Source organism: Chryseobacterium sp. T16E-39, assembly GCF_002216065.1.
GTDB lineage: Bacteria > Bacteroidota > Bacteroidia > Flavobacteriales > Weeksellaceae > Chryseobacterium.
In genome coordinates, this window is the sequence record NZ_CP022282.1 from 4,322,568 (window position 1) to 4,347,448 (window position 24,881).

22 protein-coding genes and 5 tRNA genes are annotated in these 24,881 nt (G+C 35.6%); 13 read left to right on the forward strand and 14 right to left on the reverse strand.

Annotated elements, in window-relative coordinates:
- Positions 1–8 precede the first annotated feature (8 nt).
- From CEY12_RS19675 to CEY12_RS19695, 5 genes are all read left to right on the forward strand, one after another.
- Entirely contained in the window at positions 9–1,460 is a 1,452-nt protein-coding gene (locus CEY12_RS19675) for a SusD/RagB family nutrient-binding outer membrane lipoprotein (protein WP_089029281.1), read from the forward strand.
- 33 nt (positions 1,461–1,493) lie between these two features.
- Positions 1,494–3,077 carry a calcineurin-like phosphoesterase C-terminal domain-containing protein gene (locus tag CEY12_RS19680; protein WP_089029282.1) on the forward strand — a complete coding sequence of 528 codons (1,584 nt, stop codon included), beginning with the start codon at positions 1,494–1,496 and terminating at the stop codon, positions 3,075–3,077.
- A 144-nt stretch (positions 3,078–3,221) separates the two neighbouring features.
- On the forward strand, positions 3,222–3,935 hold the full coding sequence (locus CEY12_RS19685; protein ID WP_089029283.1) for a 3-ketoacyl-ACP reductase: 714 nt from the start codon (positions 3,222–3,224) through the stop codon (positions 3,933–3,935).
- Positions 3,936–4,047: 112 nt separating this feature from the next.
- Positions 4,048–4,875 (forward strand): 50S ribosomal protein L11 methyltransferase, encoded by an 828-nt coding sequence (gene prmA, locus CEY12_RS19690; protein WP_089029284.1) that lies wholly within the window; start codon positions 4,048–4,050, stop codon positions 4,873–4,875.
- A gap of 16 nt (positions 4,876–4,891) precedes the next feature.
- Positions 4,892–5,728: an SH3 domain-containing protein gene (locus CEY12_RS19695; RefSeq protein WP_089029285.1), complete on the forward strand. Its 837-nt coding sequence runs from the start codon at positions 4,892–4,894 to the stop codon at positions 5,726–5,728.
- Between the two features lie 158 nt (positions 5,729–5,886).
- Here CEY12_RS19695 and CEY12_RS19700 read toward each other — a convergent pair whose 3' ends face one another.
- From CEY12_RS19700 to CEY12_RS19710, 3 genes are all read right to left on the reverse strand, one after another.
- Positions 5,887–6,327, reverse strand: coding sequence for a GNAT family N-acetyltransferase (locus CEY12_RS19700; protein WP_089029286.1), 441 nt, complete (start codon positions 6,325–6,327; stop codon positions 5,887–5,889).
- A gap of 408 nt (positions 6,328–6,735) precedes the next feature.
- A tRNA-Arg gene (locus CEY12_RS19705) sits at positions 6,736–6,809 on the reverse strand.
- A gap of 31 nt (positions 6,810–6,840) precedes the next feature.
- Positions 6,841–6,915, reverse strand: a tRNA-Pro gene (locus CEY12_RS19710).
- Between the two features lie 386 nt (positions 6,916–7,301).
- Between CEY12_RS19710 and CEY12_RS19715 the strand changes: the two genes are divergently transcribed.
- From CEY12_RS19715 to CEY12_RS19725, 3 genes are all read left to right on the forward strand, one after another.
- Complete coding sequence (locus tag CEY12_RS19715) at positions 7,302–7,727, forward strand: cupin domain-containing protein (RefSeq protein WP_089029287.1); 426 nt, start codon at positions 7,302–7,304, stop codon at positions 7,725–7,727.
- A 70-nt stretch (positions 7,728–7,797) separates the two neighbouring features.
- Entirely contained in the window at positions 7,798–8,265 is a 468-nt protein-coding gene (locus CEY12_RS19720) for a DoxX family membrane protein (protein WP_089029288.1), read from the forward strand.
- Positions 8,266–8,430: 165 nt separating this feature from the next.
- Positions 8,431–8,985: a GNAT family N-acetyltransferase gene (locus tag CEY12_RS19725; RefSeq protein WP_089029289.1), complete on the forward strand. Its 555-nt coding sequence runs from the start codon at positions 8,431–8,433 to the stop codon at positions 8,983–8,985.
- A gap of 79 nt (positions 8,986–9,064) precedes the next feature.
- Here the strand turns inward: CEY12_RS19725 and CEY12_RS19730 are convergent, their stop codons facing one another.
- From CEY12_RS19730 to CEY12_RS19745, 4 genes are all read right to left on the reverse strand, one after another.
- Positions 9,065–9,901, reverse strand: coding sequence for a hypothetical protein (locus CEY12_RS19730; protein ID WP_089029290.1), 837 nt, complete (start codon positions 9,899–9,901; stop codon positions 9,065–9,067).
- Between the two features lie 208 nt (positions 9,902–10,109).
- A tRNA-Arg gene (locus CEY12_RS19735) sits at positions 10,110–10,183 on the reverse strand.
- A gap of 46 nt (positions 10,184–10,229) precedes the next feature.
- Positions 10,230–10,304 (reverse strand) — tRNA-Pro (locus CEY12_RS19740).
- Positions 10,305–10,317: 13 nt separating this feature from the next.
- Positions 10,318–10,404, reverse strand: a tRNA-Ser gene (locus CEY12_RS19745).
- Between the two features lie 136 nt (positions 10,405–10,540).
- Between CEY12_RS19745 and CEY12_RS19750 the strand changes: the two genes are divergently transcribed.
- From CEY12_RS19750 to CEY12_RS19765, 4 genes are all read left to right on the forward strand, one after another.
- Entirely contained in the window at positions 10,541–11,566 is a 1,026-nt protein-coding gene (locus CEY12_RS19750; protein ID WP_089029291.1) for an N-acetylmuramoyl-L-alanine amidase, read from the forward strand.
- Between the two features lie 69 nt (positions 11,567–11,635).
- Positions 11,636–13,036, forward strand: coding sequence for an aspartate ammonia-lyase (gene aspA, locus CEY12_RS19755; protein ID WP_089029292.1), 1,401 nt, complete (start codon positions 11,636–11,638; stop codon positions 13,034–13,036).
- 61 nt (positions 13,037–13,097) lie between these two features.
- Positions 13,098–13,979, forward strand: coding sequence for a glycosyltransferase (locus CEY12_RS19760; RefSeq protein ID WP_228409737.1), 882 nt, complete (start codon positions 13,098–13,100; stop codon positions 13,977–13,979).
- A 117-nt stretch (positions 13,980–14,096) separates the two neighbouring features.
- Complete coding sequence (locus CEY12_RS19765) at positions 14,097–15,137, forward strand: hypothetical protein (protein ID WP_089029294.1); 1,041 nt, start codon at positions 14,097–14,099, stop codon at positions 15,135–15,137.
- Here the strand turns inward: CEY12_RS19765 and CEY12_RS19770 are convergent.
- The 7 genes from CEY12_RS19770 to CEY12_RS19800 form a co-directional block, all read right to left on the reverse strand.
- Entirely contained in the window at positions 15,130–16,608 is a 1,479-nt protein-coding gene (locus tag CEY12_RS19770; protein ID WP_089029295.1) for a lipopolysaccharide biosynthesis protein, read from the reverse strand. The two genes, CEY12_RS19765 and CEY12_RS19770, sit on opposite strands and share 8 nt — an antisense overlap.
- Before the next feature lie 9 nt (positions 16,609–16,617).
- Positions 16,618–17,412, reverse strand: coding sequence for an FkbM family methyltransferase (locus CEY12_RS19775; protein ID WP_089029296.1), 795 nt, complete (start codon positions 17,410–17,412; stop codon positions 16,618–16,620).
- A 233-nt stretch (positions 17,413–17,645) separates the two neighbouring features.
- Positions 17,646–18,311: a DUF2461 domain-containing protein gene (locus tag CEY12_RS19780; protein WP_089029297.1), complete on the reverse strand. Its 666-nt coding sequence runs from the start codon at positions 18,309–18,311 to the stop codon at positions 17,646–17,648.
- 31 nt (positions 18,312–18,342) lie between these two features.
- Positions 18,343–19,572 (reverse strand): ABC transporter permease, encoded by a 1,230-nt coding sequence (locus CEY12_RS19785; protein WP_089029298.1) that lies wholly within the window; start codon positions 19,570–19,572, stop codon positions 18,343–18,345.
- Between the two features lie 23 nt (positions 19,573–19,595).
- Positions 19,596–20,345 carry an ABC transporter ATP-binding protein gene (locus CEY12_RS19790; protein ID WP_089029299.1) on the reverse strand — a complete coding sequence of 250 codons (750 nt, stop codon included), beginning with the start codon at positions 20,343–20,345 and terminating at the stop codon, positions 19,596–19,598.
- 23 nt (positions 20,346–20,368) lie between these two features.
- A complete protein-coding gene (locus tag CEY12_RS19795; protein WP_089029300.1) occupies positions 20,369–21,625 on the reverse strand; it encodes an efflux RND transporter periplasmic adaptor subunit in 1,257 nt (418 codons plus the stop codon).
- Between the two features lie 2 nt (positions 21,626–21,627).
- On the reverse strand, positions 21,628–22,938 hold the full coding sequence (locus tag CEY12_RS19800) for a TolC family protein (RefSeq protein ID WP_089029301.1): 1,311 nt from the start codon (positions 22,936–22,938) through the stop codon (positions 21,628–21,630).
- A gap of 227 nt (positions 22,939–23,165) precedes the next feature.
- Between CEY12_RS19800 and CEY12_RS19805 the strand changes: the two genes are divergently transcribed.
- On the forward strand, positions 23,166–24,872 hold the full coding sequence (locus CEY12_RS19805) for a DEAD/DEAH box helicase (RefSeq protein ID WP_089029302.1): 1,707 nt from the start codon (positions 23,166–23,168) through the stop codon (positions 24,870–24,872).
- The last annotated feature ends 9 nt before the right edge of the window (positions 24,873–24,881 follow it).

Below are 24,881 nucleotides of genomic sequence, written 5' to 3' on the forward strand. Positions count from 1 at the left end.
TTGCAATCATGAAAAAATTACTATTCAATATATTACTGGTATCAAGTGTAAGCCTTATTGCTGTTTCCTGTGACAGAAGTCTGGATGAAGTTAACATTGACGAGAGTAGGATAAGCGATCCTGTAGCAGCCAAATTATTGGTGCCCATTCAATATAATATGGCTACCATAAATTATATGAGAGCCAATGATTTTACATTTGATATCATGCAGGTTTCTCTTGATTTCCCAAATGAAGGGAATTCTTTGAGCCGGTATTATCTTACTGAAAATACAGGATCGGGATTTTGGAATAACTCATACAAATGGCTGAAACAGGTAAAAGATCTTAAAGAGGCTGCTATAGAAGAAAATGATCAGAACTATCAGGCTATTGCCATGGTTTTAAATGCTTGGATCTACTCCAATCTTACTGATACATATGGTGATGTCCCGTTCACGGAAGCTTCGAGATTAGATGACGGTATATCCCAGCCTAAATTCGATAAACAAAAAGATATTTACGTTCAGTTGCTTGATGATTTAAAAGCGGCAAATACTCTTTTTATTACTAATAAACCCCTTACAGGAAATGACCTTTTTTATAAGGCTGAATCAGATGCCAATGGTATTTTAAACTGGAAGAAATTTTGTAATTCCCTTTCACTGCGATTATTAACAAGGATCTTAAAGAAAAATGGTGAAGTAAATGTTCATCAGAGAATACAGGAGATTGTTAATGATCCTGCAACATATCCTGTTTTTCAAAGTAATGCGGAAACAACAAAGCTAAATATAACAGGAGTTTCACCACTTCTTCCACCTATTGCAAGGCCACAGGATTTTACAACAGGAAGAGCGGCGTCAGAGTTTTTTGTTGAAACTTTAAAAGCCAATAATGACCCACGATTAGCCATGTTTTTTGGTCAGGCTAAAGATATTGCTTCTCAACAAAATATTGGATATAAAGGAGCTCCGTCAGGATATGCATATGGTACTGTATTTACTTATCAGCCTTCCAATATGAATCAGAACCTGGCAAAAGCACCTTTGAATATTCTCATTTATCCTTATGCAGAATTACAGTTTACACTTTCTGAGCTTGCAAATAAAGGAATAATTCAGGGAAGTGCCCAGACGTATTATGAAAATGGAGTAAAAGCAGCAATAGAACAGTGGGGATCTGTAATGCCTGCAAATTACTTTGCAAATCCTAATGTAGCTTATAATGGAAATCCGGAAAGGATTATGCTTCAAAAATATATTGCTCTTTTCTTTGTTGATCAACAGCAATGGTTTGAGAAAAGAAGAACAGGATATCCGGTACTTCCAAACAATGGAGGGCTTCTCAATAACGGAAATCTTCCTCAAAGATTAATGTATCCTCCCAATCCTAAAGTGCTCAATACAGCAAATTATCAGGCAGCTGTACAACAAATGGGAGGTGATGATATCAATATAAAAACCTGGTGGAATAAATAATTGATTACCTCTAATTTTAAATACAATCATATTATGAACATAAAATTTTTAATGCCATGCGTGCTGATCTCAGCAATGGCACTTTCGCAAACTTCAGTATCCGGATACGTGTATGAAGACACCAATAAAAATCAAAAAAAAGAGAGCCGAGAAAAGGGAATTGAAGGAGTTGCTATATCAAACGGTGTTCAGGTTATCTTAACGGATAAAAATGGAAAATACAGTCTACCTGTTACTGAAAACCAAACCATTTTTGTGATCAAGCCATCCGGCTATATGACACCACTAAATGCGAATAATCTACCTCAATATTATTATCAGTATAAGCCCAAAGGTTCACCTGCAGATTTGAAATACAAAGGTACGCTCCCAACAGGAGAATTACCAAAAGAACTCAACTTTGCATTACACAGACAGCAGGAGGAGAAGAATTTTGATATTCTGGTTTTTGGAGACCCTCAGCCTTACACAGAAAAAGAATTGGATTATTTTAAAAGAGGGATTGTAAATGAAGTAAAGAATACAAAGAAAAATGCTGTTTTGGGAATAAGTCTGGGAGACCTGGTTGGAGATAACCTGAGTTTGCAAAAACCTTATGCTGATGTAATGAAAGAGATCGGACTGCCATGGTATAATGTGATGGGTAATCATGATATGAATTATGACGCCAAAGAAGATCAGTTTTCTGATGAGACATTTGAATCTAATTTTGGACCGGCTAATTATTCATTTAATTATGGAAATGTGCACTTTATTATTTTGGATGATATTCTTTATCCGGACCCAAGGGATGGAAAAGGATATTGGGGAGGATTCCGTAATGATCAGCTGCAATTCATTGAAAATGATCTTAAACTGGTAGATAAAAATAAATTGATTGTGATTTCTTTCCATATTCCTTTAGAACATCACAATGAAGACAATTTTAGAGATGCTGACCGTCAGAAATTATTTGATTTTCTAAGTCCTTTTCCCAACGCACTTCTTTTATCTGCACACACCCATATCCAGCAGCAGATTTTTTATGGAAAAAAAGCAGGATGGAATGGCGAGAAGGATTTACATGAATATAATGTAGGAACAACTTGTGGCGATTGGTATTCCGGGACACCGGATGAAATGGGATTACCCACTTCTACGATGAGGGATGGTACAGCAAAAGGGTATTCGTTTATCAGTTTTACAGATAATCAATACAAGGTTAAATATAAGACTGCCGGAAAACCGGAGGATTATCAAATTAAATTATACGTTCCCAAAGTAATTCCATATCCTTCAAAAACTTCTGCTAAGATACTGGCTAATTTCTTTATGGGAAGCAAGAAAGATAAAGTAGAGTACAGAATTGATAATGCGGAATGGAAAGACATGGAGTACGATGAAACGATCGATCCTAATTTTGCGTTGTCGGTTTTCAAATGGGATACTACCCAAAACCTTTTTCCAGGGAGGAGACCTTCAAATCCTGAAATGGCAAAACATATCTGGATTGGTGGATTTACGAACAAGCTAACTAAAGGAAATCATAAAGTTGAAGTGAGAGCGATAGATATGTATGGAAATCAGTTTTCCACTTCAGAAGAATTTGAGGTTAAAGAACCTATCATTATTCCTTAATTTTTTCATTTTTACTATACTTTTCAAAGAAACCGACTTGTACGAGTCGGTTTTATTTTTTTAACAGGGATGATGAAAAACTTTTGGTTTGTTCATGCCTAAACAAATTTGCTTCGTAAATTTGTGTAACGAAAAAGTACTATTATGAATATAAAAGGAAAAAATGCCATTGTAACTGGTGGTGGAAGAGGTTTGGGTAAAGCAGTTGCTTTAGCGTTGGCGAATGAGGGAGTGAATGTGGCAATCACAGGTAGAAACGAAGCGAATCTAAAAGCTGTTGCTGAAGAAATTAAGAATTTGGGAGTAAATGCAGCTTATGCAACCTTCAGTGTTGATGATGAGTCGGCAGTGAAATCAGGAATTGAATCTTTAGCAAAAGATCTTGGAGGAGTAGATATTTTAATTAATAATGCAGGAATCGGAGACTTCGGAACAATTGAGGAAATGCCTTCTGAAACCTGGGAACAGGTTATTAAAACCAATCTTTTTGGGGTATATTATGCTGCAAAAGCAGTATATCCATTCTTAAAAGAAAGAGGAGAGGGGGATATTGTGAATGTAGCTTCTACAGCAGGTTTAAAAGGAGGACCGAATATGTCTGCCTATGCAGCTTCTAAAGCAGCCGTAGTGTCTCTATCACAGTCTATGATGGCTGAATGGAGAAAACAAAACATCCGTGTGATCACATTGACACCAAGTACTATTGCCTCTGACATGAGTATTCAGGGAGGACTGACTGATGGAAACCCGGATAAAGTTTTACAGCCTGAAGATTTTGCAGAATGGGTAAGGGATATTTTGAAAATGAACAGACGAGCGTTAATTGCTAATGGTTCTATTTTTTCAACCAATCCTTAAGAATAGATTCTTATCAATATAGATCCTTGATCTGTATTTTAAATGATTTATTTTATATCAATAGAAGCGGGTTTTAATCCGCTTTTCTTTATTTTTGTACCAAATTGATCACATGCAAAATTATTTAGAATTCGATTTCAAGATTTCCCCACTTCAACCTTGGAATGAAATATTAATGGCAGAACTTATTGAAATAGGTTTCGACAGTTTCACGGAAGAATTGGAAGGGATATTAGGATATATACAGAAGGACTTATTTAATGAGAATGAGCTGAAAGCATTACCCCTTTTTGAGAATGAGAATGTAAAAATTGAATATACTTTCCAGGAAATGCCAAACATCAACTGGAATGAAGAATGGGAAAAAAACTTCTCCCCCATTAATATCGATGATAAAGTATTGATCAGAGCAGAGTTTCATGATTCTGTACCTGGAATGCATGAGATTATTATTCAGCCTAAAATGTCCTTTGGAACCGGACATCACCCAACAACACATTTAATGATCCAACAGATGATGGATATGGATTTGAAGGGTAAAAAAGTGTTGGACATGGGATGTGGTACTTCAGTATTGGCAATTTTTGCGAAGCAACAAGGAGCAGGAGATACAAAAGCAATTGATATTGATGAATGGTCAGTTGAAAATTCTAAGGAAAACGCTGAAAGAAATGGAGTTGTTCTTGATATTGAGCAAGGAACTGCAGATAATCTGGGAAAAGAAAATTACGATATTATTTTAGCGAATATCAACCGAAATATTTTGATTTCAGATATTCCGACTTATGTTTCTGTTTTAAATGAGGGAGGCAAGTTATTGCTGTCAGGATTATGTTTCTTTGATGTAGATGATATTCTGGAAGTATGTAAGGAAAATAACCTTGAATTAAAAAAGCAATTACAAAGAGAAGAGTGGGTAAGCTTATTGCTTGAAAAGTAGTACTCAAATTAATTATATGAAGGCTTTATTTACTGTTTTATTTTTGTTTACAATTCAGTTTTTTTCCGCTCAGGAAGAAGCTTATGCCAATGGTGTCTTTGGATATGAAGAAAATAAGGCGCAAAAAATATTCACTAACTGGACAAGAGTTAGACAGGAACCTAAAGTGGATGCTCAAATCCTGGATTCTTTACAAACCAATCAACAGATTCTCATTCTACAAAAAGATGAAGCTATTTTGAAGTTGGGGGAGAGGCGTTCTAACTGGTATAAGATCTCCTATCAGAAGGGAGAGCAAATAGCAGAAGGCTATATCTGGGGTGGAAACCTTTGTGTAGGATACCGCAATAAAAATGGATACGACTTTCTTTTTGGACTTTCAAAAACAGAAAATAAAAAAGATAAACGGTCAGGAGAAAATTTAAAACAGAATATTGCCAGCATTAAAGCGCTTGAAGGAAGTACACTAATCGATGAGGTTTTCTTCAATACCGGACAGGGTGAGGAGCTGAGTTACGGTACATTTACAGTCGAAAGTAATCATAAATTACAAAACGTAGAATTGACCTTAAAAGCAATGGTTTCAGGTGAAGCCTGTGGAATTGCAAGTTATGATCAGTATGTCTTATTTAAGGATAAAAAATTAATGGTATTACCACAACTCATGAACGTCGGAGATGCCGATGTTTATTATCATAGTGAGAGTTTTATATTTCCTAATGATAAAGGTGGTTCTCCTAATACAATTATATTTAAAATGGAAGAAATGGAGAAAGATGACCATGATAAGAAAAAAAAGAAACATTCTTCCAAAACCTATCTTTGGGATGGGAATGCTTATAAGCTGAAATAGCCTAACAACAAGAATCAAAACCACCAAACACCTGGTGGTTTTTTTTATCCAAACCTTTGTCGTTATTATAATGTAAGATTAAATAAGATGGGTAACTTTCAATCGTATTAAATTAGATATGTACAGTAGAATTAATTGCAATAAAATGTCAGCTTGTTTCAGATGTCAATATGAAAGATTTGGTCGTGATCACCTGTCGCATTTTTTCTCTCATCAATTTTAATAAAACCATATTTTTCATAAAGCCCCTTTTCACGGGTCACAAGATATACTTTTTTTAATCCTATATCTTTTGCGTAGCTCAAAGCTGATTTTATCAATTGCTCACTTAATCGCATTCCCCGGTAGTCTTCTCCAACAAAGATAAACCCGATATAAGGCGTATAGTTAACATCGGGAATAGTATCAGTTTTTGTTATAGTACAGTAACCTGCAATATTTTGATCATCAATTGCAACAAAAACTCTTTCCCAGTCTAAAAATCTGTTTTCCTGCATGAGTTTTGCCAGCATTTTTCCGGCCCTCCATGAGCAATTTCGGGCATACTCAACTACTGGATTCCACAGATCATCATCAAATTTCAAGGTTTTAATTTCCATAATCCAAATATACGTATTGCATGAAGCTAATGAACACAAAAAAAACTCACAATAAAAATTGTGAGTTTTAAGTGAGCGCGAAAGGATTCGAACCTTTGACCGTCCCGATTAAAAATCGGGATGCTCTATCCTTACTGAGTTAGTTGTAAAATAAAAAACTCACAATAAAAATTGTGAGTTTAAGTGAGCGCGAAAGGATTCGAACCTTTGACCGTCCCGATTAAAATCGGGATGCTCTATCCTTGCTGAGCTAGTTATAAAATAAAAAACTCACAATAAAAATTGTGAGTTTTAAGTGAGCGCGAAAGGATTCGAACCTTTGGGCGTCCCGATTAAAATCGGGATGCTCTATCCTTGCTGAGTTAGTTATAAAATAAAAAACTCACAATAAAAATTGTGAGTTTTGAGTGAGCGCGAAAGGATTCGAACCTTTGACCGTCTGCTTAGAAGGCAGATGCTCTATCCAGCTGAGCTACGCACCCATTGGTAATTTTGAGAAAATTACTAAAACAGTCGGGGCGGCAGGATTCGAACCTGCGACCTCCTGGTCCCAAACCAGGCGCGATGACCGGACTACGCTACGCCCCGATTAAAGGTCATCTTAAACAAGATTTACCTTGTTTTTTGTGGGTGCAAATATATATAGTTTTTTTGAATTAAAAAAGGAAAAACAAATAAAATATTTTTGAATTACAAATGTTAATGGCTATAAGTCTTTTAATCATTATGTTAAATCTGAAAAAAAAATGTTTGAGTACTGAGTGTATCCTCTTGAATATATTCAATAAACTCAGTAGTATTTTGGGATATTAGATATTAATTGAAAATCACCTATTCTGTTTTGAAAAATTCTGTGGTACACTTATGAATTTTAATCTGGTCCCTTAAATAGGTTGTTGTGTGTTCTAATTTTGAGTTGTCAAATTTTGCTAACCTTCTTAGTGAAGAAGTTAGATGGTAACACTTAAAAAGAAATGAATATAAAACTATTGTCCAAATTATTACTGCTATGCAGTTTGTATGGAATAAGTACTCAGGCCCAATCTCAAAAGAATGTAAAAGAACCGATAAGCTCACATTATGTTATTCTGGAGCAGGTACTTAATGGAAAAGGATTTGATCACAAGTCTGTAGAAATGATGATTGTTGATTTTCCACCATTAGGAACCTCTGCAGCACATAGGCATCCCTGTCCGACTTTCGGATATGTACTTTCGGGAGAGTTAGTTTCAGTATTTGAAGGGAAGTCACATACTTATAAAGCTGGTGACAGCTTCTATGAAACGCCGGAAGGGCTGCATAATAGTACACGAAACCCAAGCCGGACAAAACCAGCTAAGCTGTTGGCATTTTTTATAAAGGATGATCCCGGAGTCACAATAGTTCCTGAGAAAAAGTAAGGTTTTTTTTCAATTACAAATAAAATAGCAATTACGATTTTTAATATAAACTCATACAATATCAACTATTATGAAAAACTCACATGGAATTCCTCAACTTTTTTTACGGATCGCACTTGGTCTAGGTTTTATAATCCCGGTTATGGACAGGTTTGGTTTGATTGGAGCTCCTGACTCAGGAAAAGTTGCCTGGGGTGACTGGTCCCATTTTTCTGCTTATACCAACGTTTTAATGCCATTTCTCAATAAAACCGGAGCCGATGTTGTGGGGATGTTGGCTACATTAGCAGAGATAGCAATAGGAATAGGTTTATTAATTGGTTTTAAAACAAAAATAGTCGCATTGGGAGCTGCTATAATTACATTTGTTTTTGCTGTTATTATGATTTTTAGTCTTGGAATAGGTGCGCCTTTTAAATATCCTGTTTTTGTATTTACTGGAGCTGGATTATTGTTGTCGAGTCTACATCAATTCAATTGGAGTATAGATAACCTCTTGCTCCCAAAGGGAAATAATACTGCGAAAAATATAGATTAATATATTTAGTGATAGGGGATATTGGAAAACTCACAATTTCTTATTGTGGGTTTTAGCTGATTCCTCTGAATAGAATTCGAATTATTTTTCATGGGATTTGAAACTTTTATACGAAATTTGAAGCCACAACCGACAATCAAAAAGTAACCAAAAAACTGAATTACAATGAAATTAGAAACAAACCGATTAGTTTTAAGAGACTGGATATTGGAAGATGTTGATGATTTAGTAGAAGGGTTAAATAATATCGAGGTAGCAAAATGGTTAGCTTTTGTGCCTTACCCATATACAGCCACTGATGCGGAAAAATGGATTCAGTATTGCATGAAAAATTCAAATGAAGAAAAGGGTAGAATGGCGTATCATCTTGCGATTGAACTTAAATCAACGCAAAAAGTTATTGGGGGTATAAGTTTAGATAAAATCAATAATTATCAAGGTACTGCTGGTGGTGGAATTTGGATCAATACAAAATATCATGGTCTTGGATATGGATCCGAAGCTTTTGGAAAACGAATTGAATTTGCCTTTGATGAATTAAACTTAAGACGATTGGATAATGGATATTTTAAGGGAAATGAATCATCCTTTAAGATGCAGGAAAAATTTGGTTATAAACTCGAAGGAATAAGAAGAAATGGTTTCGTTTGTACGGCAAATGGAGAGGTTATGGATGAGTATATCACTGGTTTATTAAAAGAAGAATGGATAAAGGGCTAAGTTGATACTTTAAATGTGTCGTAAGTATATTATCTTCCCATATGCTTTTACAAGAATGCCATCGATGCCTTAATTTATATCAGGCAAAAATATTTTCACCTTTCAGGATTTCTTTATAGGCTATATTGGATAAGTCAAATTCATTGTGTTTAGAATAAAACTGGGGTTTAAAAACAAAATTTTCCCGGTAAAGAGCATTTATTTTATCTGTCTCACTTTGATCCATATGGTCAAAATCGAGATCCCCATTTTCAATGTCCTCCATCAAATCAAAATATTTAATCCCACTCTCCCCACAGGCAACAGGTTTTGAACTGCCTAATTGATGAATACTTATACTCAATTCGTCTAATGATGCATCAATGTCATTTCTAGAAAGATTAACATGATAATAGAAATTCGGAACATTTAAAGTGCTCTGAACGGTCAAGCTAAAGGATTCTACATATGCATTCATAGCGTTGAAATTTCCTCCGCAGGCAATATACCCACAGTCTGTATTGATTGCATAAAAATCTTTTATTATCTCGATATTTCCACGAACAACAATGTCAGATAATGAACTCATGACCACATTCTCTGCAGTTAAGTTTCCGGTTACATACAGGCATATCGGATATCCTACATCTGTTCCATACATATTGATATGGTGATTGATATGGAGATTTCCAATGACTAAAATGGCTCTATTTTGAGGTTGCTCTAAACCATATCCTAAAATAGTTAAGTCCAATTCATCCATTGTGGTATCACCCTCATAAACAGCAAAGGTATTTGTCGCTGGATCAGGGTATACAGCCTCATCTGTCGGGTTATTCGATAAAAATAAATCAGAACTGTAGTCTTGGATATGTAAACCAAATCTGCTTTTAATTTCCATAAAAGGTACAACAATGAAATCTTTTTGCTCAAGCATAATACAAAACTAAATGATATGATAAAATTATGTAAATAAATTTTAAAGTGTCAAATCGATCAGGTTATATTTGTATAGAGATTTAGAATAAAGTATGTGAGCGCGAAAGGATTCGAACCTTTGACCGTCCCGATTTTAATCGGGATGCTCTATCCTTACTGAGTTAGTTGTAAAATAAAAAACTCACAATAAAAATTGTGAGTTTAAGTGAGCGCGAAAGGATTCGAACCTTTGACCGTCTGCTTAGAAGGCAGATGCTCTATCCAGCTGAGCTACGCACCCATTAAAAAAGTTGATTCTCGCTTAGTTAATAAGCGCATTAAAAAAGTCGGGGCGGCAGGATTCGAACCTGCGACCTCCTGGTCCCAAACCAGGCGCGATGACCGGACTACGCTACGCCCCGAAAATGATAGTCGCGGAGAGTAAGGGATTCGAACCCTTGGTACCGTTTCCAGTACGCATGTTTAGCAAACATGTCCTTTCGGCCTCTCAGGCAACTCTCCTGTTAATAACGTTTTTTAATGATCGCTGTTCCGTTATTGCGAGTGCAAATATAGAATAGATTTCTTTATTTACCAAATAAATTTCAAGAAAATTTTACGTATTTTTGAGGTAATAAATGATTAAAAAATTAGACTAATGCGTAAAACATTATATATCATCGGATTAAGTGCTTTTGTTTTTTCTTGCGCCCCTCAGAAGAAAGTTGTGAAAACAACATATAAGCCAAAAAATCCAGTGACACAGCCAAAAACTGTCGTAAAAACTCCTGTTACTGAAAAACCAAAACCACAAATTACAAACGATCATGGAGTAGAGTTTTTTACTACGAACGTTGCCGATCCAACCAAAAATGATAACACGGCAAGTTATGGTTCAATTGTCTCTGCGAAACCAGCGGGGTATAAGGTGGTGAAAACCTATTTTCCGGCTGTCGCTCAGAATTTCAGACAGAGATATCTAATACTCCATTATACTGCTTTACCAGATGATAAATCTATAACGGTGCTTACTCAACAGGCAGTAAGCGCACATTATTTAGTTAATAATACCGGAGATAACGAAATTTATCAGTTGGTAGATGAAAATAAACGTGCATACCACGCAGGAATAAGCTCATGGAGAAACGATAAAAACCTTAATGACAATTCAATTGGTGTTGAAATTGTCAATGCAGGATATACGACTGATGGGACGGGAAAAAGGATTTTTGCTCCATTTAGTGATGAGCAGGTAAGAAAGGTGGCGGCTTTAGCAAAAGATATTGCGACCAGATATCAGATTCCTGCAACCAATGTTTTGGCTCATTCTGATATTGCACCCACAAGAAAACAAGATCCCGGACCTATGTTTCCATGGAAAAAATTATATGACGAATATCAGATAGGAATGTGGTATGATGAAGCGGCAAAACAAAGTATCTTTGAACTGGCACAAACCGATTTTGTAACCAGATATAATGAACCTTCATTTATCTTTTTAATTCAGACTGCGCTTCAGAAGTTTGGATATGGAGTGGAGCAGAGCGGTAAATGGGATGATGCAACAAAGAAAACCATTGAGGCTTTCCAGTATCACTTCCGTCCTCAAAACTATGATGGAATCATGGATGCTGAAACATGGGCCATATTACAGGCCCTGAATCAGAAATATCCTGTAAAATAAAATCTAAAGCGCATCTGTTAACGATGCGTTTTTGCTATATTTAAACGATAAAAAAATAAAAAATCTGTAATGGAAAATTTCAGAAAAGAAAGCGATTTGCTGGGAGAGCTTAATGTACCGGTAGACGCTTATTATGGAGTGCAAACCCAGAGAGCGATCGATAACTTCAAAATTTCGGGACAGCTTCTGTCTTCATATCCTGATTTTATTAAAGGACTAGCTTTTGTGAAAAAAGCAGCAGCCAAAACGAATTATGAATTAGGATTATTAGAGGAAGATCTGTATTTCAAGATAGCGGAAACATGTGATGAGCTTATCGACGGAAAACTGCATGATCAATTTCCTGTAGATATGATCCAGGGAGGAGCAGGGACTTCGATCAATATGAATGCGAATGAAGTAATAGCTAACAGGGTTTTAGAGAAATTAGGAAAAAATAAAGGAGAGTACCAATTTTGCTCGCCTAATGACCATATCAATCTTTCCCAATCTACAAACGATGCTTATCCTACAGCCATTAAGATGGGACTTTTGCGCATGAACGTAGGTTTAGTAGATAAACTGGAAAGAATAGTAGATGCCTTTCGTGCAAAAGGTCAGGAATTTCAGGATGTTATTAAAATGGGGAGAACACAGCTGCAGGATGCTGTTCCGATGACTTTGGGACAGGAATTTGAAGCTTTTGCTGCGAACCTTGAAGAAGACATCTCTAAATTGAATAATAATGCTGACCTTTTTGTTGAGGTTAATATGGGAGCGACTGCAATTGGAACTGGAATTAATGCTCCGATTGGGTATGCTGCACTTTGTGCTAGAAATTTAGCTCAGCTTACAGGTTTCCCGATTGTTTCTGCTCCTAATCTTGTGGAAGCAACTCCGGATACAGGATCTTATGTTATTTATTCTTCCGCAATGAAACGTCTTGCTGTGAAACTATCAAAAATCTGTAACGATTTAAGATTATTGGCTTCAGGCCCGAGGGCGGGGTTGTTTGAAATCAATTTACCTCCGATGCAGCCAGGGTCTTCAATTATGCCTGGAAAAGTAAATCCTGTGATCCCTGAGGTAGTAAATCAGGTGTGCTATAAAGTAATCGGGAATGATCTTACGGTAACTTTTGCTGCTGAAGCCGGACAATTACAGTTAAATGTGATGGAGCCTGTACTTTCTCATGCAATTATGGAGAATATCAACTTTCTGTCCAATGCATTAGACACGCTTCGCACTAAATGTGTTGTGGGAATTACGGCCAATAAAGAAGTTTGTTTGAATATGGTAAAACACAGCATTGGTATCGTTACTGCTCTTAATCCTTATATCGGATATAAACAATCCACACAAATTGCTAAAGAGGCATTAGAAACTGGAAAAAGTGTTTACAATTTGGTATTGGAGAAAGGAGTCCTTACTCAGGAAAAGCTTGATGAGATCCTTGATCCTAAGAATATGCTGATGCCACACAATAAATAATATTTTTATTGTTCTTTTAAAATAATAATACAAAGATCATCACCGGAAATATTTTCTAGTGGTGATCTTTATAATACATTCTGGAAAATTGAGGTTTTTAATTGTAATTCCTGCACATAACGAAGAAGATAATCTTTCATTTACCTTAAACTCTTTGCAACAACAACGGTATAAGGATTTTAAAGTTGTGGTCACGAATGATGGATCCACAGATCGTACACCGGAAATTATTAAACAGTACACCGATACTGATCCGAGGTTTGAAACCATCAATCTTCAGAAATCGGCACATCAGCCAGGATCAAAGGTGGTCAATGCTTTTAAAAATGGTTTACAAACACAAGACCTTGACACTTTTGATATCATTTGTAAATTTGATGCCGATATTATTTTAGCGGAAAACTATCTTGAAAAGATAGAAGAAGCCTTCAGGAATCATCCGGAATATGGTTTGGTAGGCGGTTTATTATATGTAGAAAAGGAAGGCGAATGGGTGTATGAAGGTAATTCAAATAAAAACCATGTCAGAGGTCCGATGAAAGCCTATCGGAAAGAATGTTTTCTTGGGATGGGGGGTCTTAGAGAAACATTAGGCTGGGATAATATCGATTCTTTATTACTCGAAAATTTAGGGTGGAAAGAAATTGTTTTACCGGAGCTGAAAGTGAAGTTGATTAAAGTGAAAGGGGCCGATTATACGGTAAAAGAATCTGATTATTACGGACGATATTTTTATTTTTTAGGATTAAATAGATTTTTGGCTTATATCGCATCTTCAAAAGAAGCTATGAAAAGCAAGTCTATTTCATTTTTCTTCGCGATTATTAAAACGTATGAAGACTGCAGATCTAAAAAACTTGAATTAAAAATCAGTAAGGATGAGCAGAAAATGATTAATGAGCGCCGTTGGAAAACTTTAAAAAAGAAATGGTTAAAGATTTAAATTCTAGATTATAGTAACTAATTTTTGCTAAGTATTAACGCCCTTGCGATCTTAAAAAAAGCAAACTATCATTAAAAATTAGCGAACCTTGCGTTTAAAAAAAATATCATAAATATTTTGAAAAACATAGCCTATATAGAAATTGATACCCATGCCGAAATTGCACAGGCTTTCATAGATATTATGAAAGATTCGCAGGAATTTAAAGTAGATTATTATTTTTCAAAAAAAATTAAAGACCAGGTCAGGGAAGAAGGGGAAACTGTTTTTTTAAGTGACAGTTCGATGATCAGTGATCAGTTAAAAGCAAAAAATTATGATCTGATTATCATAGGAACTGTTCACCGGTATTTTAATACCTTCCTCACGATTGTTCAAAAATATAATACGGCAGTTATTACCCATAATCTGAACTTTCCCCAATCTTCAAAATTCAGCTTAATTAAAAGCATCTTCAAAGAAGATTTGATTTACAGAATTAAATTATGGTGGAAAGAAGGTCTTTTTTATTCTTCTAAAGTGTACAAACAAAGCAGGAGTCTTTTGGTTCTGGATAATGAGTTGTGTGTAGGTAAATACCAGTTTCTGCCATTGTTTTATACCTCGTATTTCGGAACAGGGACACAGGATAATATCGTTATCGTTATTCCTGGAGGAGTTTCGCAAAAAAGAAGAGATTATAATTACATTTTTAAAACAATTCAGGAGCTGACAACCGATGAAAAATTCACTTTTGTATTTCTTGGTAAGGCTCAGGATAAGGAATTGAAAATACTTGACAAATTAGCAGGGAATCTGCCTGAAAATATTACTGTAAACTATTTTAAAGAAAGAGTCTCTTCTGATGATTATGATCTGTGGATGGAGAAAGCTGATGTATTGTGGTGTCCCATTCAGCAGCAAACGGAATTTTTCAGTCAGAAAGAGATCTATGGAAAGACTAAAATGACCGGAAATCTTGGTGATGCCATTAAATATGGAAAATGGGCTGTATTTCCTAAAAATTATCCTTCACAGCTGGAATTTATCATTCCGGAAGAGGAAGATATTATTAAGCAGTTTCAACAGCTTAAAACACAGAATTTCGATTTTCAAAAAAACTACGGCAAAAAGAATATTCAGGAAAAGCTTGGGGAACTCTTGGATCGCCTTATTTAAATTTAAATATACCTTTGATAAACGTTGCATTTAAATAATCCTCAACAGGAAATATTTTTGTGAAGTAATTTCCTATATAGATCAATATCAGGACGACAGCTGGTTTGTAGAATAAATTAATAAGATTATTGTTAAAGGTTGGCAAAACAATCGCTACTGTAATAGCCAGTGTACAAATAATGGATACAAAAATCATCTCAATAGATAAAGGGGAAACTTTAAACATAAAATAATTAAAAGCAATTTTGATGACATTATAAGTGGTTAGTGAAATCGCTGTAGATAAAGCAATTCCAATTAATTTTAAATCGGTATGCTTGATAAAATAGTAATTCAATCCGATCGTTAAACCTGCCAATAAAAGCATAACCAAAATATTAAAACGGTAATATTTCGAAAGAGAAATGATATTTCCATTGAATCCTGTTGCAAGGTCTACTAAAACCGCAGAACCCCAGATCCATACTACGGGCTCATATTCTCTAAGCATGACCCCATTTTTAGGCATAAATTGCGTAAGAAAAGGAAATCCTACCATAATACATGAAAACAGCACAGCGCCCAAAAAATATAGGGATAAAGAAGTCTTTTTGTGGAACCGGTCCAATTCTTCCATATCTCCATCTGCAAGGGTTTTACTAATGATTGGTGCCGATATGTTGAACAATCCCAGCTGTGGGATCGAAATAAGAGAGATAAGAGCATACAGAACAGCGTAGATTCCATTTTCCTCCATTCCCATAAATTCCCCAATCATAAAACTATTGATCGCCAAATAGTTTCCGAAAGTTCCCAAAAACCCAAAGAAACTGTAATTGGAAAACTCTTTCCAGAAGTTATTTTTTTTGAAATAATCTGTGCTGAAATCCAATTGGATTTTTTCCAGTCTGTTGGTATAATAAACGTATCCTGCAAGCATCAGCGAAAACATTCCAAAGAAGAAAGCAAAGGCAATTCTTTGAGATAGCAGTAAGTATGAAAATAGGCAAAAGGCACCTAAATTAGCAATTTTAGGAAACAGATTATCAAATACGTTCGAGACAACAATTCTTTTATAATTCGAAATGTATTTATTGAATATTGCGCACAGTGAAAGGATCAGAACCATCGGTAAGATGATCTCTTTGCTCTTCCATGCTTCCAATTTGGTGAATTTGGGATAGAATAGTGGAAGAATAAAGAAAACAATACTAAATATAACAAAGTTGATAAGGATAGTGAGCAATGAAAGTGAGAGCATATTTTGCTTCTTGCCATCTCTTTCTACCCTGTGGAAAAATTTAACGTTAGAATAGGAGATTCCCAATACAACAAAAGGAACCAGCATTTCTGCTGTGGGCAAAATGTAGCGTAGCTTCCCATAAAATTCAAAATTATTGGGAAAGATAAATATAGCTGAAATGGTACCCAACAAGAAACCAATATAACCAATAATGGAATATTTGAATCCCTGTCTTGCTACTACACTCATAAAGATATTTTAAAAGGTTTTTGGTATAAAAATAATATTGTTGATGTATTCGGTTTTATTTTTTTCGTCGCTTGTGTTCTGTATTAAAATTTCTTCAGTCAGTTTTTCAAGCTTGAAATGAGCACGGTTTAGATATTGTGCTTCATATCCCCAGCTTTCAACCTCAGAAATCTCGCCCCAGATTGGTTTGTCATGATGTCTCTGTTCCATTTCAACCATAAGGGTAGGCTGAAATTGTTTGATGGTTTCTTTGCCACCCAACAAGGTTTTCATTTCGTTTCCTTCAACGTCGATTTTTATAAAATCCAATTTTTGAAGTTGTTCTTTGGCTGCCCAGTCATCAAGCTTTGTTACTTCTACTTTTTCTGTATAGCTTTTTTCTTCCCCTTTTTCTTTATATGAAGTATTTAACGTCCCTCGTGATGCCACCATTTTCCCATTAATGATGGGAACTTTAAATTCGGCAGTTGTATTTTCATCCGAAAGCGCTAAAGAAAGAACTTTCATGGAAGGGAAAAGCCTTTTTAAACGCACAAACAATTTATGATTCGGTTCAAACGCATAAATGTGCTGATGTTTAAGCTTATTTTCCAGTTGGTACAAAAATGTTCCTACATTCGCTCCAATATCTAGGATCACAGCGTTTTCAGATAAATATTCTTTGATCCACACTAATTCAGGTTCAACATTACGCGTTGAAAAGTTATCTTTTGAAAGGTGGTGTAAACTCTTAAAATATCTACTTTTATAAAAACTTGGACTTATGTATTGTAAGTTTTCTGCAATTCTTTGGTATAAAGACATCCTTGATTATTTGACAGGAAGCAAAGATAATCAAAAATGTTAAACTCATGTTAATTTTGTTTAAATCTAAATCATTGATTATGAGTAGTTATTTGCCTGATTGTTTATATTGGAAAAGGGTCTTAATTCCCTGTGTTATATTATGCTATTATTGCGTACACGTATGATTGTGAATGCTTTGTGTTTGGTGTGGAATCAATATTGATGATCATTTTTTTTAAAATGTCATAAAACTATAAAAAAGGAGCATTTAAGAAATCATTGAAAGGTTTCATCAGTTTAAAAACTTTTGTGAGTTCCTTTACCGCGTTCTTATCCAGAATAGTCTCATCTTTCACTTTGTAAACGACAATAAAACTTTTCAGTTTTAGATATTCTCCCATTGGATCTTCCTTTTCAAATCCCTGTGGGATCTTTTTTAATTTGTCTTCCTGGTCTAATTCAGGAAAATGTTTTTTAAAATCCTTGTTGTTGATGATTTTAATGAAATCGTCTCCATATAATGAAATCTCTTTTCGAACTTCTTTTAAAAGAGAGGATTCAGGCATATAAATTCCGCCTGCCAAAAAACTTTTCCCGGGTTCCAAATGAAGATAGTATCCTCCTTTTTGACTTCCTTTCCCCATTCCTAATGAAGCTCCGAAATTCGTTTTGTAAGGAATTTTATCTTTTGAAAATCGCGTATCTCTATAAATTCTGAATAGTGCTTTTTTTGCATCGATCTTGGCCAGTTCTTGGTCGAACCCAGACATTTCCTTTGTTAAATCTTCCAGAAAAGCAATGACATTCTCCTGTGATTCAGTATACAGGTTTTTATTTTCATTGAACCATTCACGGTTGTTATTTTTGGTAAGTTTTTTTAGAAAATCAAAAGTTTTTGTAGAAATGGTTGCCGACATGTTTTTTTATTTTAATCAAATTTAATTAAATCTATTCATATCTCAATGCTTCGATCGGATCAAGTTTAGACGCTTTTAAAGCGGGGTAGTATCCGAAAAATACTCCAGTGATTGCGCAGACAATAAATGAAATAAGGATAGATGATTCTGTAATAAATGTAGGCCAGGATAAAAATGCGGTTACCAGTTTTGAAGTCAGTATTCCTAAAATTACCCCTATAACTCCTCCTGTAATACTGATCAGTATAGCTTCAATAAGGAACTGATATAAAATATCTTTACCTCTTGCGCCAATCGACATTCTTAAACCAATTTCTTTTGTTCTCTCAGTAACGGATACATACATAATATTCATGATCCCGATTCCTCCAACAATCAGAGAAATCCCGGCAATAGCGGATAGTAAAACAGTCAGGAGCTGACTTGTAGAACTCATTGTAGAGATAAGCTCTGCCTGGGTCCGGACAGAAAAATCATCATTATTTCCATCTGCAGAAAGCTTATGCTGTTTTCTTAAAATTTCAGAGACTTCATCTGTGGCTTTCTGGGAAGTACTCGCATTGGTTGATGAAGCATAAATAGTTTGTACGTAAGTGATTCCTAAAAACCTTCTTTGTACGGTACTGAACGGAGCAATGATGACATCATCCTGATCCTGGCCAAATGCGTTAGATCCCTTTGAGGCGAGAACACCAATTACCTTCATCGGGACTTTATTAAATCTGATAACAGAGCCGATAGGGTCTTCACCGTTAGGAAACAGGTTTGTAACAACCGTTTGTCCGAGAAGACAAACTTTATCTGATGTACTTACGTCTTTCGTGGAAAATGAAGTACCATCTGACACAGCCCAATCTCTTATGCTGAAATAGTCCGCATTGACACCCTGTAATTGAGTAGGCCAGTTGTTGGGACCGTTAATAGATTGGCCATTAGTCTGAACGGCGGGAGAAACATAGGATACGTCGGGAGCATTCTTTGAGATTGCTTCAACGTCCTGTGGTTTTAGGGTTTGAAGTCCGGAAGCTCCGATTCTTGCACCTCCGGAAACATTAATGTTACTTGATGGCCGTATGGTGATCATATTAGAACCCATAGATGAAAGTTGGTCACTAATGCTTTTTTTAGAACCTTCACCAATTGCGGTCATCGCTATAACTGAGGCTACCCCTATAATGATTCCAAGCATTGTAAGGAATGCCCGGAGTTTATTTCTTAAAAGTGCCCGCCATGCAATTCGAAAAAGGTTTGAAGTATTCATTGCTTTTCTTTTTTTGGTTGGGATTATTTGTAATCATCATTCACAGGAAGCTGTTCAAGCGCTTCTTTAGCGGACTTTATATTTTCATTTGAAATATCTTTAATAACCTTGCCATCCCTCAGTGTCACGGTTCTGTTGCTGAATGCAGCAATATCGGGTTCATGGGTTACAAAAACAATCGTTCTTCCTTGTAAGTGAAGATCCTGCATCAGGGCCATAATCTCATAAGAAGTTCTTGTATCCAGGTTACCTGTCGCTTCATCAGCTAATATCATGACCGGCTCATTCACCAGGGCTCTGGCAATGGCAACTCTTTGTTGCTGACCGCCAGACATTTGATTGGGGAGATGGTCTATTCTGCTTTCCAGTTTAACGGCTGTAAGAGCTTTTAAAGCACGGTTATGGCGTTCTTCAGTAGATATTTTCGGATTATAGAGCAGAGGAAGTTCTACATTTTCTTTAGCTGTCGTCCTGGGTAAGAGATTGTATGACTGAAAAACGAATCCGATTTTCTGATTTCTTAGAACGGCCAGTTCATCACGATTCAGGTTTTTAATATTAACACCATCCAGGATATAGTCTCCGCTTGTGGGTTTATCAAGGCATCCCAGAATGTTAAGGAGTGTCGATTTTCCCGACCCGCTGCTTCCCATAATGGTTACAAACTCGCCACGTTCCACAGTGAAAGTAACCCCTTTTAAAGCGTGTACAGTTTCCTCACCCATCTTAAAATCTCTTTTCAGATCTCTTATTTCCAGAATTTTTTCAGCCATGATCTTTATTTTTTAATTGAAAACTATCTTGGTCCACCGCCGCCGCTGTTTTTGTTGTTACCTCTTGATCGTTGAGGCAGGAATGGGCTTTTTCCAGCGTTGCCTGAAGATTTTTTAGATAATGCTTTATATCCTGTAATCACTTTATCATTTTGAGCCAATCCTGAAACAACCTGTATTTCAGTGTCATTGTCTAATCCTGTTTTTATTTTTTTACGGGAGATAATACTGTCCTTAGCAATGATCCAGACTCCTGCTTCATTTTTATTGCTGTTAGGAAGTGTAGCCTTTCGTGATTTTTTTCCATTCTTTTTCCCATTGGCAAAAGGAGAATTGATTTTGTAATTTTTCATAACCAGGCTATCCGGCCAGAAAGTGGTTGCTGCAACAGGAATTTTCATTACGTTTTCCAAAACATTTGTATAAATGGTAATATTTGCTGTCATACCAGGTTTTAATTTCAGACCTGAATTATCCGCATTGATGATAGTGGTGTAATTCACTACATTTGAAGAGACTGTAGGATGAAGCCGGACGTCTGAGACTTCTCCATTAAAAGTTTCATCGGGAAATGCATCCACCGTAAAAGTGGCTTTCTGACCTACTTTTACATTACCGATATCAGCTTCGTCTACAGAGGCACGAACCTGCATCTTGGTCAGGTCTTTTGCAATACTGAAAAGAGTAGGAGTGCTGAAGCTTGACGCTACAGTTTGTCCTTCACTTACATTTCTGTTCAAAACAGTTCCGTCAATTGGGGAGTAGATGTTTGTTAAGGATAGATTTTTATTGGCTGCGGCAAGCTGAGCATTAACTGAATTTACCTGTGCTTTTGCTGCATTATACTGATTTAATGAATTGTCATAATCAGCTTTGCTTATCGCACCTACTTCATAAAGTTGCGACTGTCTGTGGAAGTTGGTGTTGTTGTAGGCGAGGTTGCTTTTTGCATTTTGTAAATTGGCATTGATCTGTAACATTTGGTCATGAAGCAATTCCGGATCTAAAGTAGCCAATAATTGTCCTTTTTTAACCTGCGAATTAAAATCAACGTAAAGATTCTTAATAATTCCTGAAACCTGGGTACCCACTGCAATGGTATCTACAGGTTGAATGGTTCCGGTAGCAGTAATTGAATTGGAAATTTCACCCATTTCAGGTTGTACGGTTTCGAGTCGGATTTTTACTTCTTTTTCTTTAAAGAAGAAATACCAGGCTACTCCAATAACAACAATGCCACCGATGATCCAAATGAGCCATTTTTTATTTTTTGATTTCATAGTTATTTGAGTGTTATAGGGTTACCTTCGTAAAATTCATAGATCTGTTTATTAAGTACCGCGGAATATTTTGCCTGCAGATAATTTTGTATGGCCTGGATATAAGCCAGTCTCTGTTGCTGAAGCTGAACGTAATCGATGCTTCCGATTTTCATTTGAGCACTTACGATGTCGTAGCTTTCCTTGCTGATGTTCATTTGCTTAAGAGCAGATTCGTATTGGGCAAGTGAGTTTTGTAAATTGATATAAGACTGTTCGACCTGTTGGTTGAGCAGTGTTTTAGTATTCTGCAACTCGAGATCCGCTTGCTTGATGGCAATTTTTGATTTTTCAATTTCAGTTTTATAGATTCGGTTATTGTAGATCGGGATTCCGAGGCTTAGCCCAACGGGTAAATAAAAATTATTTCCCAGCTGATTAAAATAACCTCCGTTTCCATTGGAATAATTCGTAGAAACACTTCCGACCAGGTTAAGTGTAGGTTGTATAGAAGCACGTGTCATTTTTAAATTGACATTTGAATTTTCAAGGTTGAGTTGACTGTATTTTACCTCTGGACGTTGGTCCTGTGCCAAATTCTGAACATCCTGTAGGGTCTTTAAATTGTTGTCTACAATAATACTGTCGGGTTTTGCAACTTGAAAGTCATAGGATGAAGGCAACTGAAGGAGTTGTTTTAAGTTGACAATATTGGTTCTGAGATTATTTTGGACAGAAACAAGGTTATATTCATCCTGAGCTACCTGAGCCTGAATCTGAAGAAAATTCAATTTGGAAATATTTCCCGCTTTATAAAACTGGCCGCCTTGTTTTAACTGAGTTTGGGTTGTTTTTAAAACATTTTCGAAAGAAATGATATTTTCCTGCGACATTAAAATATTTAAATAAGCCTGAGTGATGCTTAAAGTTATATTGTTTTCTGCCTCCTGTACAGATAGATCAGCCATTTTTACTAAAAGATCTTTCGAGATTTCATTATTTTTAATGTAATTGGCATGATAGAGGGTCATGGAAGAGTTTGCACTTATATTTTGAGAAGGAGCGCCATTCAACTGCAGTCCGTTGGATCCGTTTACAGCAAAAAGATTTTGGGATACAGAAGCGCTCAGATTAGGATATTTTGAATCTTTTGCCTGTAGTAAGTCCTGCTGAGCTGAGTTTTTTGATAACCTGAGGGTATTGATGGAAATATTATTTTCTTTTGCATACCCTATACAGTTTTCAAGGGTCCACTTTTCAGGATAAACAGATGCTTGGGAAAAAAATGCAATTGTTTTGAAAAGGAATATCAAAAAGAAAAATTTGCGTTTCATGATTTTATTTTTGAAAATTCATTAATACCAAAGAAAAAATCAATCCAATTTAACAAAAAAAAATATTGTTTAATAGTTTTTTAACATAAAGCATGATTTTTTGCGTTTAATTTTTTAAAAATTAAAAATACATTAAAGGATTCTGAAATTAAGATTCGTTATTTAACACTTTATTCAAAAAAAAGTCAAATATTAATTGTATCTTTGCAAAAATTTTAAAATATTTAATGAATTTATTTACGGAGTCCAATTTAAGTCCTGACATCCTTAAGGCAATTGGCGAAATGGGTTATGAAAGCCCGACAGAAATCCAAAAACAGACTATCCCTTTTATTCTTTCAGATATACGCGACTTGATCGCACTTGCGCAGACTGGGACAGGCAAAACTGCAGCGTTTTCGCTTCCGATTTTGGATATGATTGACGATACGAGTCGCAAAATCCAGCTATTGGTGCTTTGTCCGACACGCGAACTATGTCTTCAGATTTCTAAAGACATTAAAAATTATTCTAAGTACATGCAGAACATCAAAAGTACAGCAGTATATGGTGGGAGCAGTATTATGGATCAGATCCGTTCTTTAAAGGATAAACCGCAAATTATTGTGGGAACTCCGGGAAGAGTAATTGATCTTATCAACAGAAAAGCACTTGACTTTTCGGCTATTCATTGGTTGGTTTTAGATGAAGCTGACGAAATGCTTTCAATGGGTTTCAAAGACGAATTGGAAACAATTTTGAGAGAAACTCCTGAAACAAAACAAACATTCTTATTCTCGGCAACGATGAATAAAGAAGTGGAAAGAATTTCTAAAAATTATCTTACAAAGCCACATCGTATTTCAGTAGGTTCTATTAACGAAGTTAAGAAGAATATTAAGCATGAATACTATGTTGTAGGATACCGTAACAAAAAAGAAGCTCTTAAGAGATTAATTGACGCAAATCCTAATCAGTATTCCATTATTTTCTGTAGAACAAGAATGGAAACTCAGGAAGTTGCAGATTTCTTAATGCAGAATGGATATGCAGCCGATGCTCTTCATGGTGATCTTTCTCAGGCGCAGAGAGATACGGTAATGAAGAAATTCAGATTGAAGAATATCGATATTTTGGTGGCAACTGATGTTGCTGCAAGAGGATTAGATGTAAACTCTTTAACTCACGTTATTCATTATTCTTTACCTGATGATCCTGAAGTATTTGTTCACAGAAGTGGTAGAACGGGTAGAGCTGGAAAAGACGGTATTTCTATGGCTTTAATTAAGCCTGAAGAAAGCAGAAAGCTAAAACAGATCAAATCAACAACGAAAATTGATATCGTTGAAAAAACTATCCCTACAGGAGAAGATATCATTAAAGCTCAGGTTGGTGGAGTTTTTGAAAAACTATTCACTGAACATGAAGATTTGTTTGAATTTGATGACAGCTTGATTCCTGATCTTAGTAAGTTTACAAAAGAGGAACTGGTACATCAGTTATTGCAGTTTCAGCTAAAAGATCTTGCTTTGTACTACAAAGATAAACATGATCTTGCCGAGCAGAAATTAAGCAGTAGAGACGATGATTACTCAAGAAGAGACAGAGGTCGTGATAGAGATGGAAGAGACAGAGATAGAGGAAGAGATCGCGATAACAGAAGTGGAGACAGAGGAAGAGATCGTGGTGGAAAACCAAGAAGAAAGAATGATGATATGGTAAGATTCTTCTTCAATCTTGGAAAAAAAGACCAATTGAAGAAACTGGATGTTTTAGATATTATCAATAAAGCGACTGCTGGAAACAGTAAAAAAAGAGCTGAAATTGGGGATATTGAAATTTTAGAGAAATTTTCATTCTTTGAGATTGAAAAATCATTTAAAGGAGAACTTTTAAATAATATTTCTTCAATGAAATTCAGAGGAAAAGATATGAGAGCTGAAGAGGCTAATTAAAAACTCATT

Excerpts from the sequence above, each read along its gene's own strand:
- CEY12_RS19775 (WP_089029296.1), bottom strand. The coding sequence starts at position 17,412 with ATGTCTTTATACCAAAGAATTGCAGAAAACTTACAATACATAAGTCCA.
- CEY12_RS19790 (WP_089029299.1), bottom strand. The coding sequence starts at position 20,345 with ATGGCTGAAAAAATTCTGGAAATAAGAGATCTGAAAAGAGATTTTAAG.
- CEY12_RS19780 (WP_089029297.1), bottom strand. The coding sequence starts at position 18,311 with ATGTCGGCAACCATTTCTACAAAAACTTTTGATTTTCTAAAAAAACTT.
- CEY12_RS19695 (WP_089029285.1), top strand. The coding sequence starts at position 4,892 with ATGAAGGCTTTATTTACTGTTTTATTTTTGTTTACAATTCAGTTTTTT.
- prmA (WP_089029284.1), top strand. The coding sequence starts at position 4,048 with ATGCAAAATTATTTAGAATTCGATTTCAAGATTTCCCCACTTCAACCT.
- CEY12_RS19725 (WP_089029289.1), top strand. The coding sequence starts at position 8,431 with ATGAAATTAGAAACAAACCGATTAGTTTTAAGAGACTGGATATTGGAA.
- CEY12_RS19680 (WP_089029282.1), top strand. The coding sequence starts at position 1,494 with ATGAACATAAAATTTTTAATGCCATGCGTGCTGATCTCAGCAATGGCA.
- CEY12_RS19750 (WP_089029291.1), top strand. The coding sequence starts at position 10,541 with ATGCGTAAAACATTATATATCATCGGATTAAGTGCTTTTGTTTTTTCT.
- CEY12_RS19700 (WP_089029286.1), bottom strand. The coding sequence starts at position 6,327 with ATGGAAATTAAAACCTTGAAATTTGATGATGATCTGTGGAATCCAGTA.
- CEY12_RS19805 (WP_089029302.1), top strand. The coding sequence starts at position 23,166 with ATGAATTTATTTACGGAGTCCAATTTAAGTCCTGACATCCTTAAGGCA.
- CEY12_RS19800 (WP_089029301.1), bottom strand. The coding sequence starts at position 22,938 with ATGAAACGCAAATTTTTCTTTTTGATATTCCTTTTCAAAACAATTGCA.
- CEY12_RS19715 (WP_089029287.1), top strand. The coding sequence starts at position 7,302 with ATGAATATAAAACTATTGTCCAAATTATTACTGCTATGCAGTTTGTAT.
- CEY12_RS19795 (WP_089029300.1), bottom strand. The coding sequence starts at position 21,625 with ATGAAATCAAAAAATAAAAAATGGCTCATTTGGATCATCGGTGGCATT.
- CEY12_RS19720 (WP_089029288.1), top strand. The coding sequence starts at position 7,798 with ATGAAAAACTCACATGGAATTCCTCAACTTTTTTTACGGATCGCACTT.
- CEY12_RS19685 (WP_089029283.1), top strand. The coding sequence starts at position 3,222 with ATGAATATAAAAGGAAAAAATGCCATTGTAACTGGTGGTGGAAGAGGT.
- CEY12_RS19785 (WP_089029298.1), bottom strand. The coding sequence starts at position 19,572 with ATGAATACTTCAAACCTTTTTCGAATTGCATGGCGGGCACTTTTAAGA.
- CEY12_RS19675 (WP_089029281.1), top strand. The coding sequence starts at position 9 with ATGAAAAAATTACTATTCAATATATTACTGGTATCAAGTGTAAGCCTT.
- aspA (WP_089029292.1), top strand. The coding sequence starts at position 11,636 with ATGGAAAATTTCAGAAAAGAAAGCGATTTGCTGGGAGAGCTTAATGTA.
- CEY12_RS19730 (WP_089029290.1), bottom strand. The coding sequence starts at position 9,901 with ATGCTTGAGCAAAAAGATTTCATTGTTGTACCTTTTATGGAAATTAAA.
- CEY12_RS19770 (WP_089029295.1), bottom strand. The coding sequence starts at position 16,608 with ATGAGTGTAGTAGCAAGACAGGGATTCAAATATTCCATTATTGGTTAT.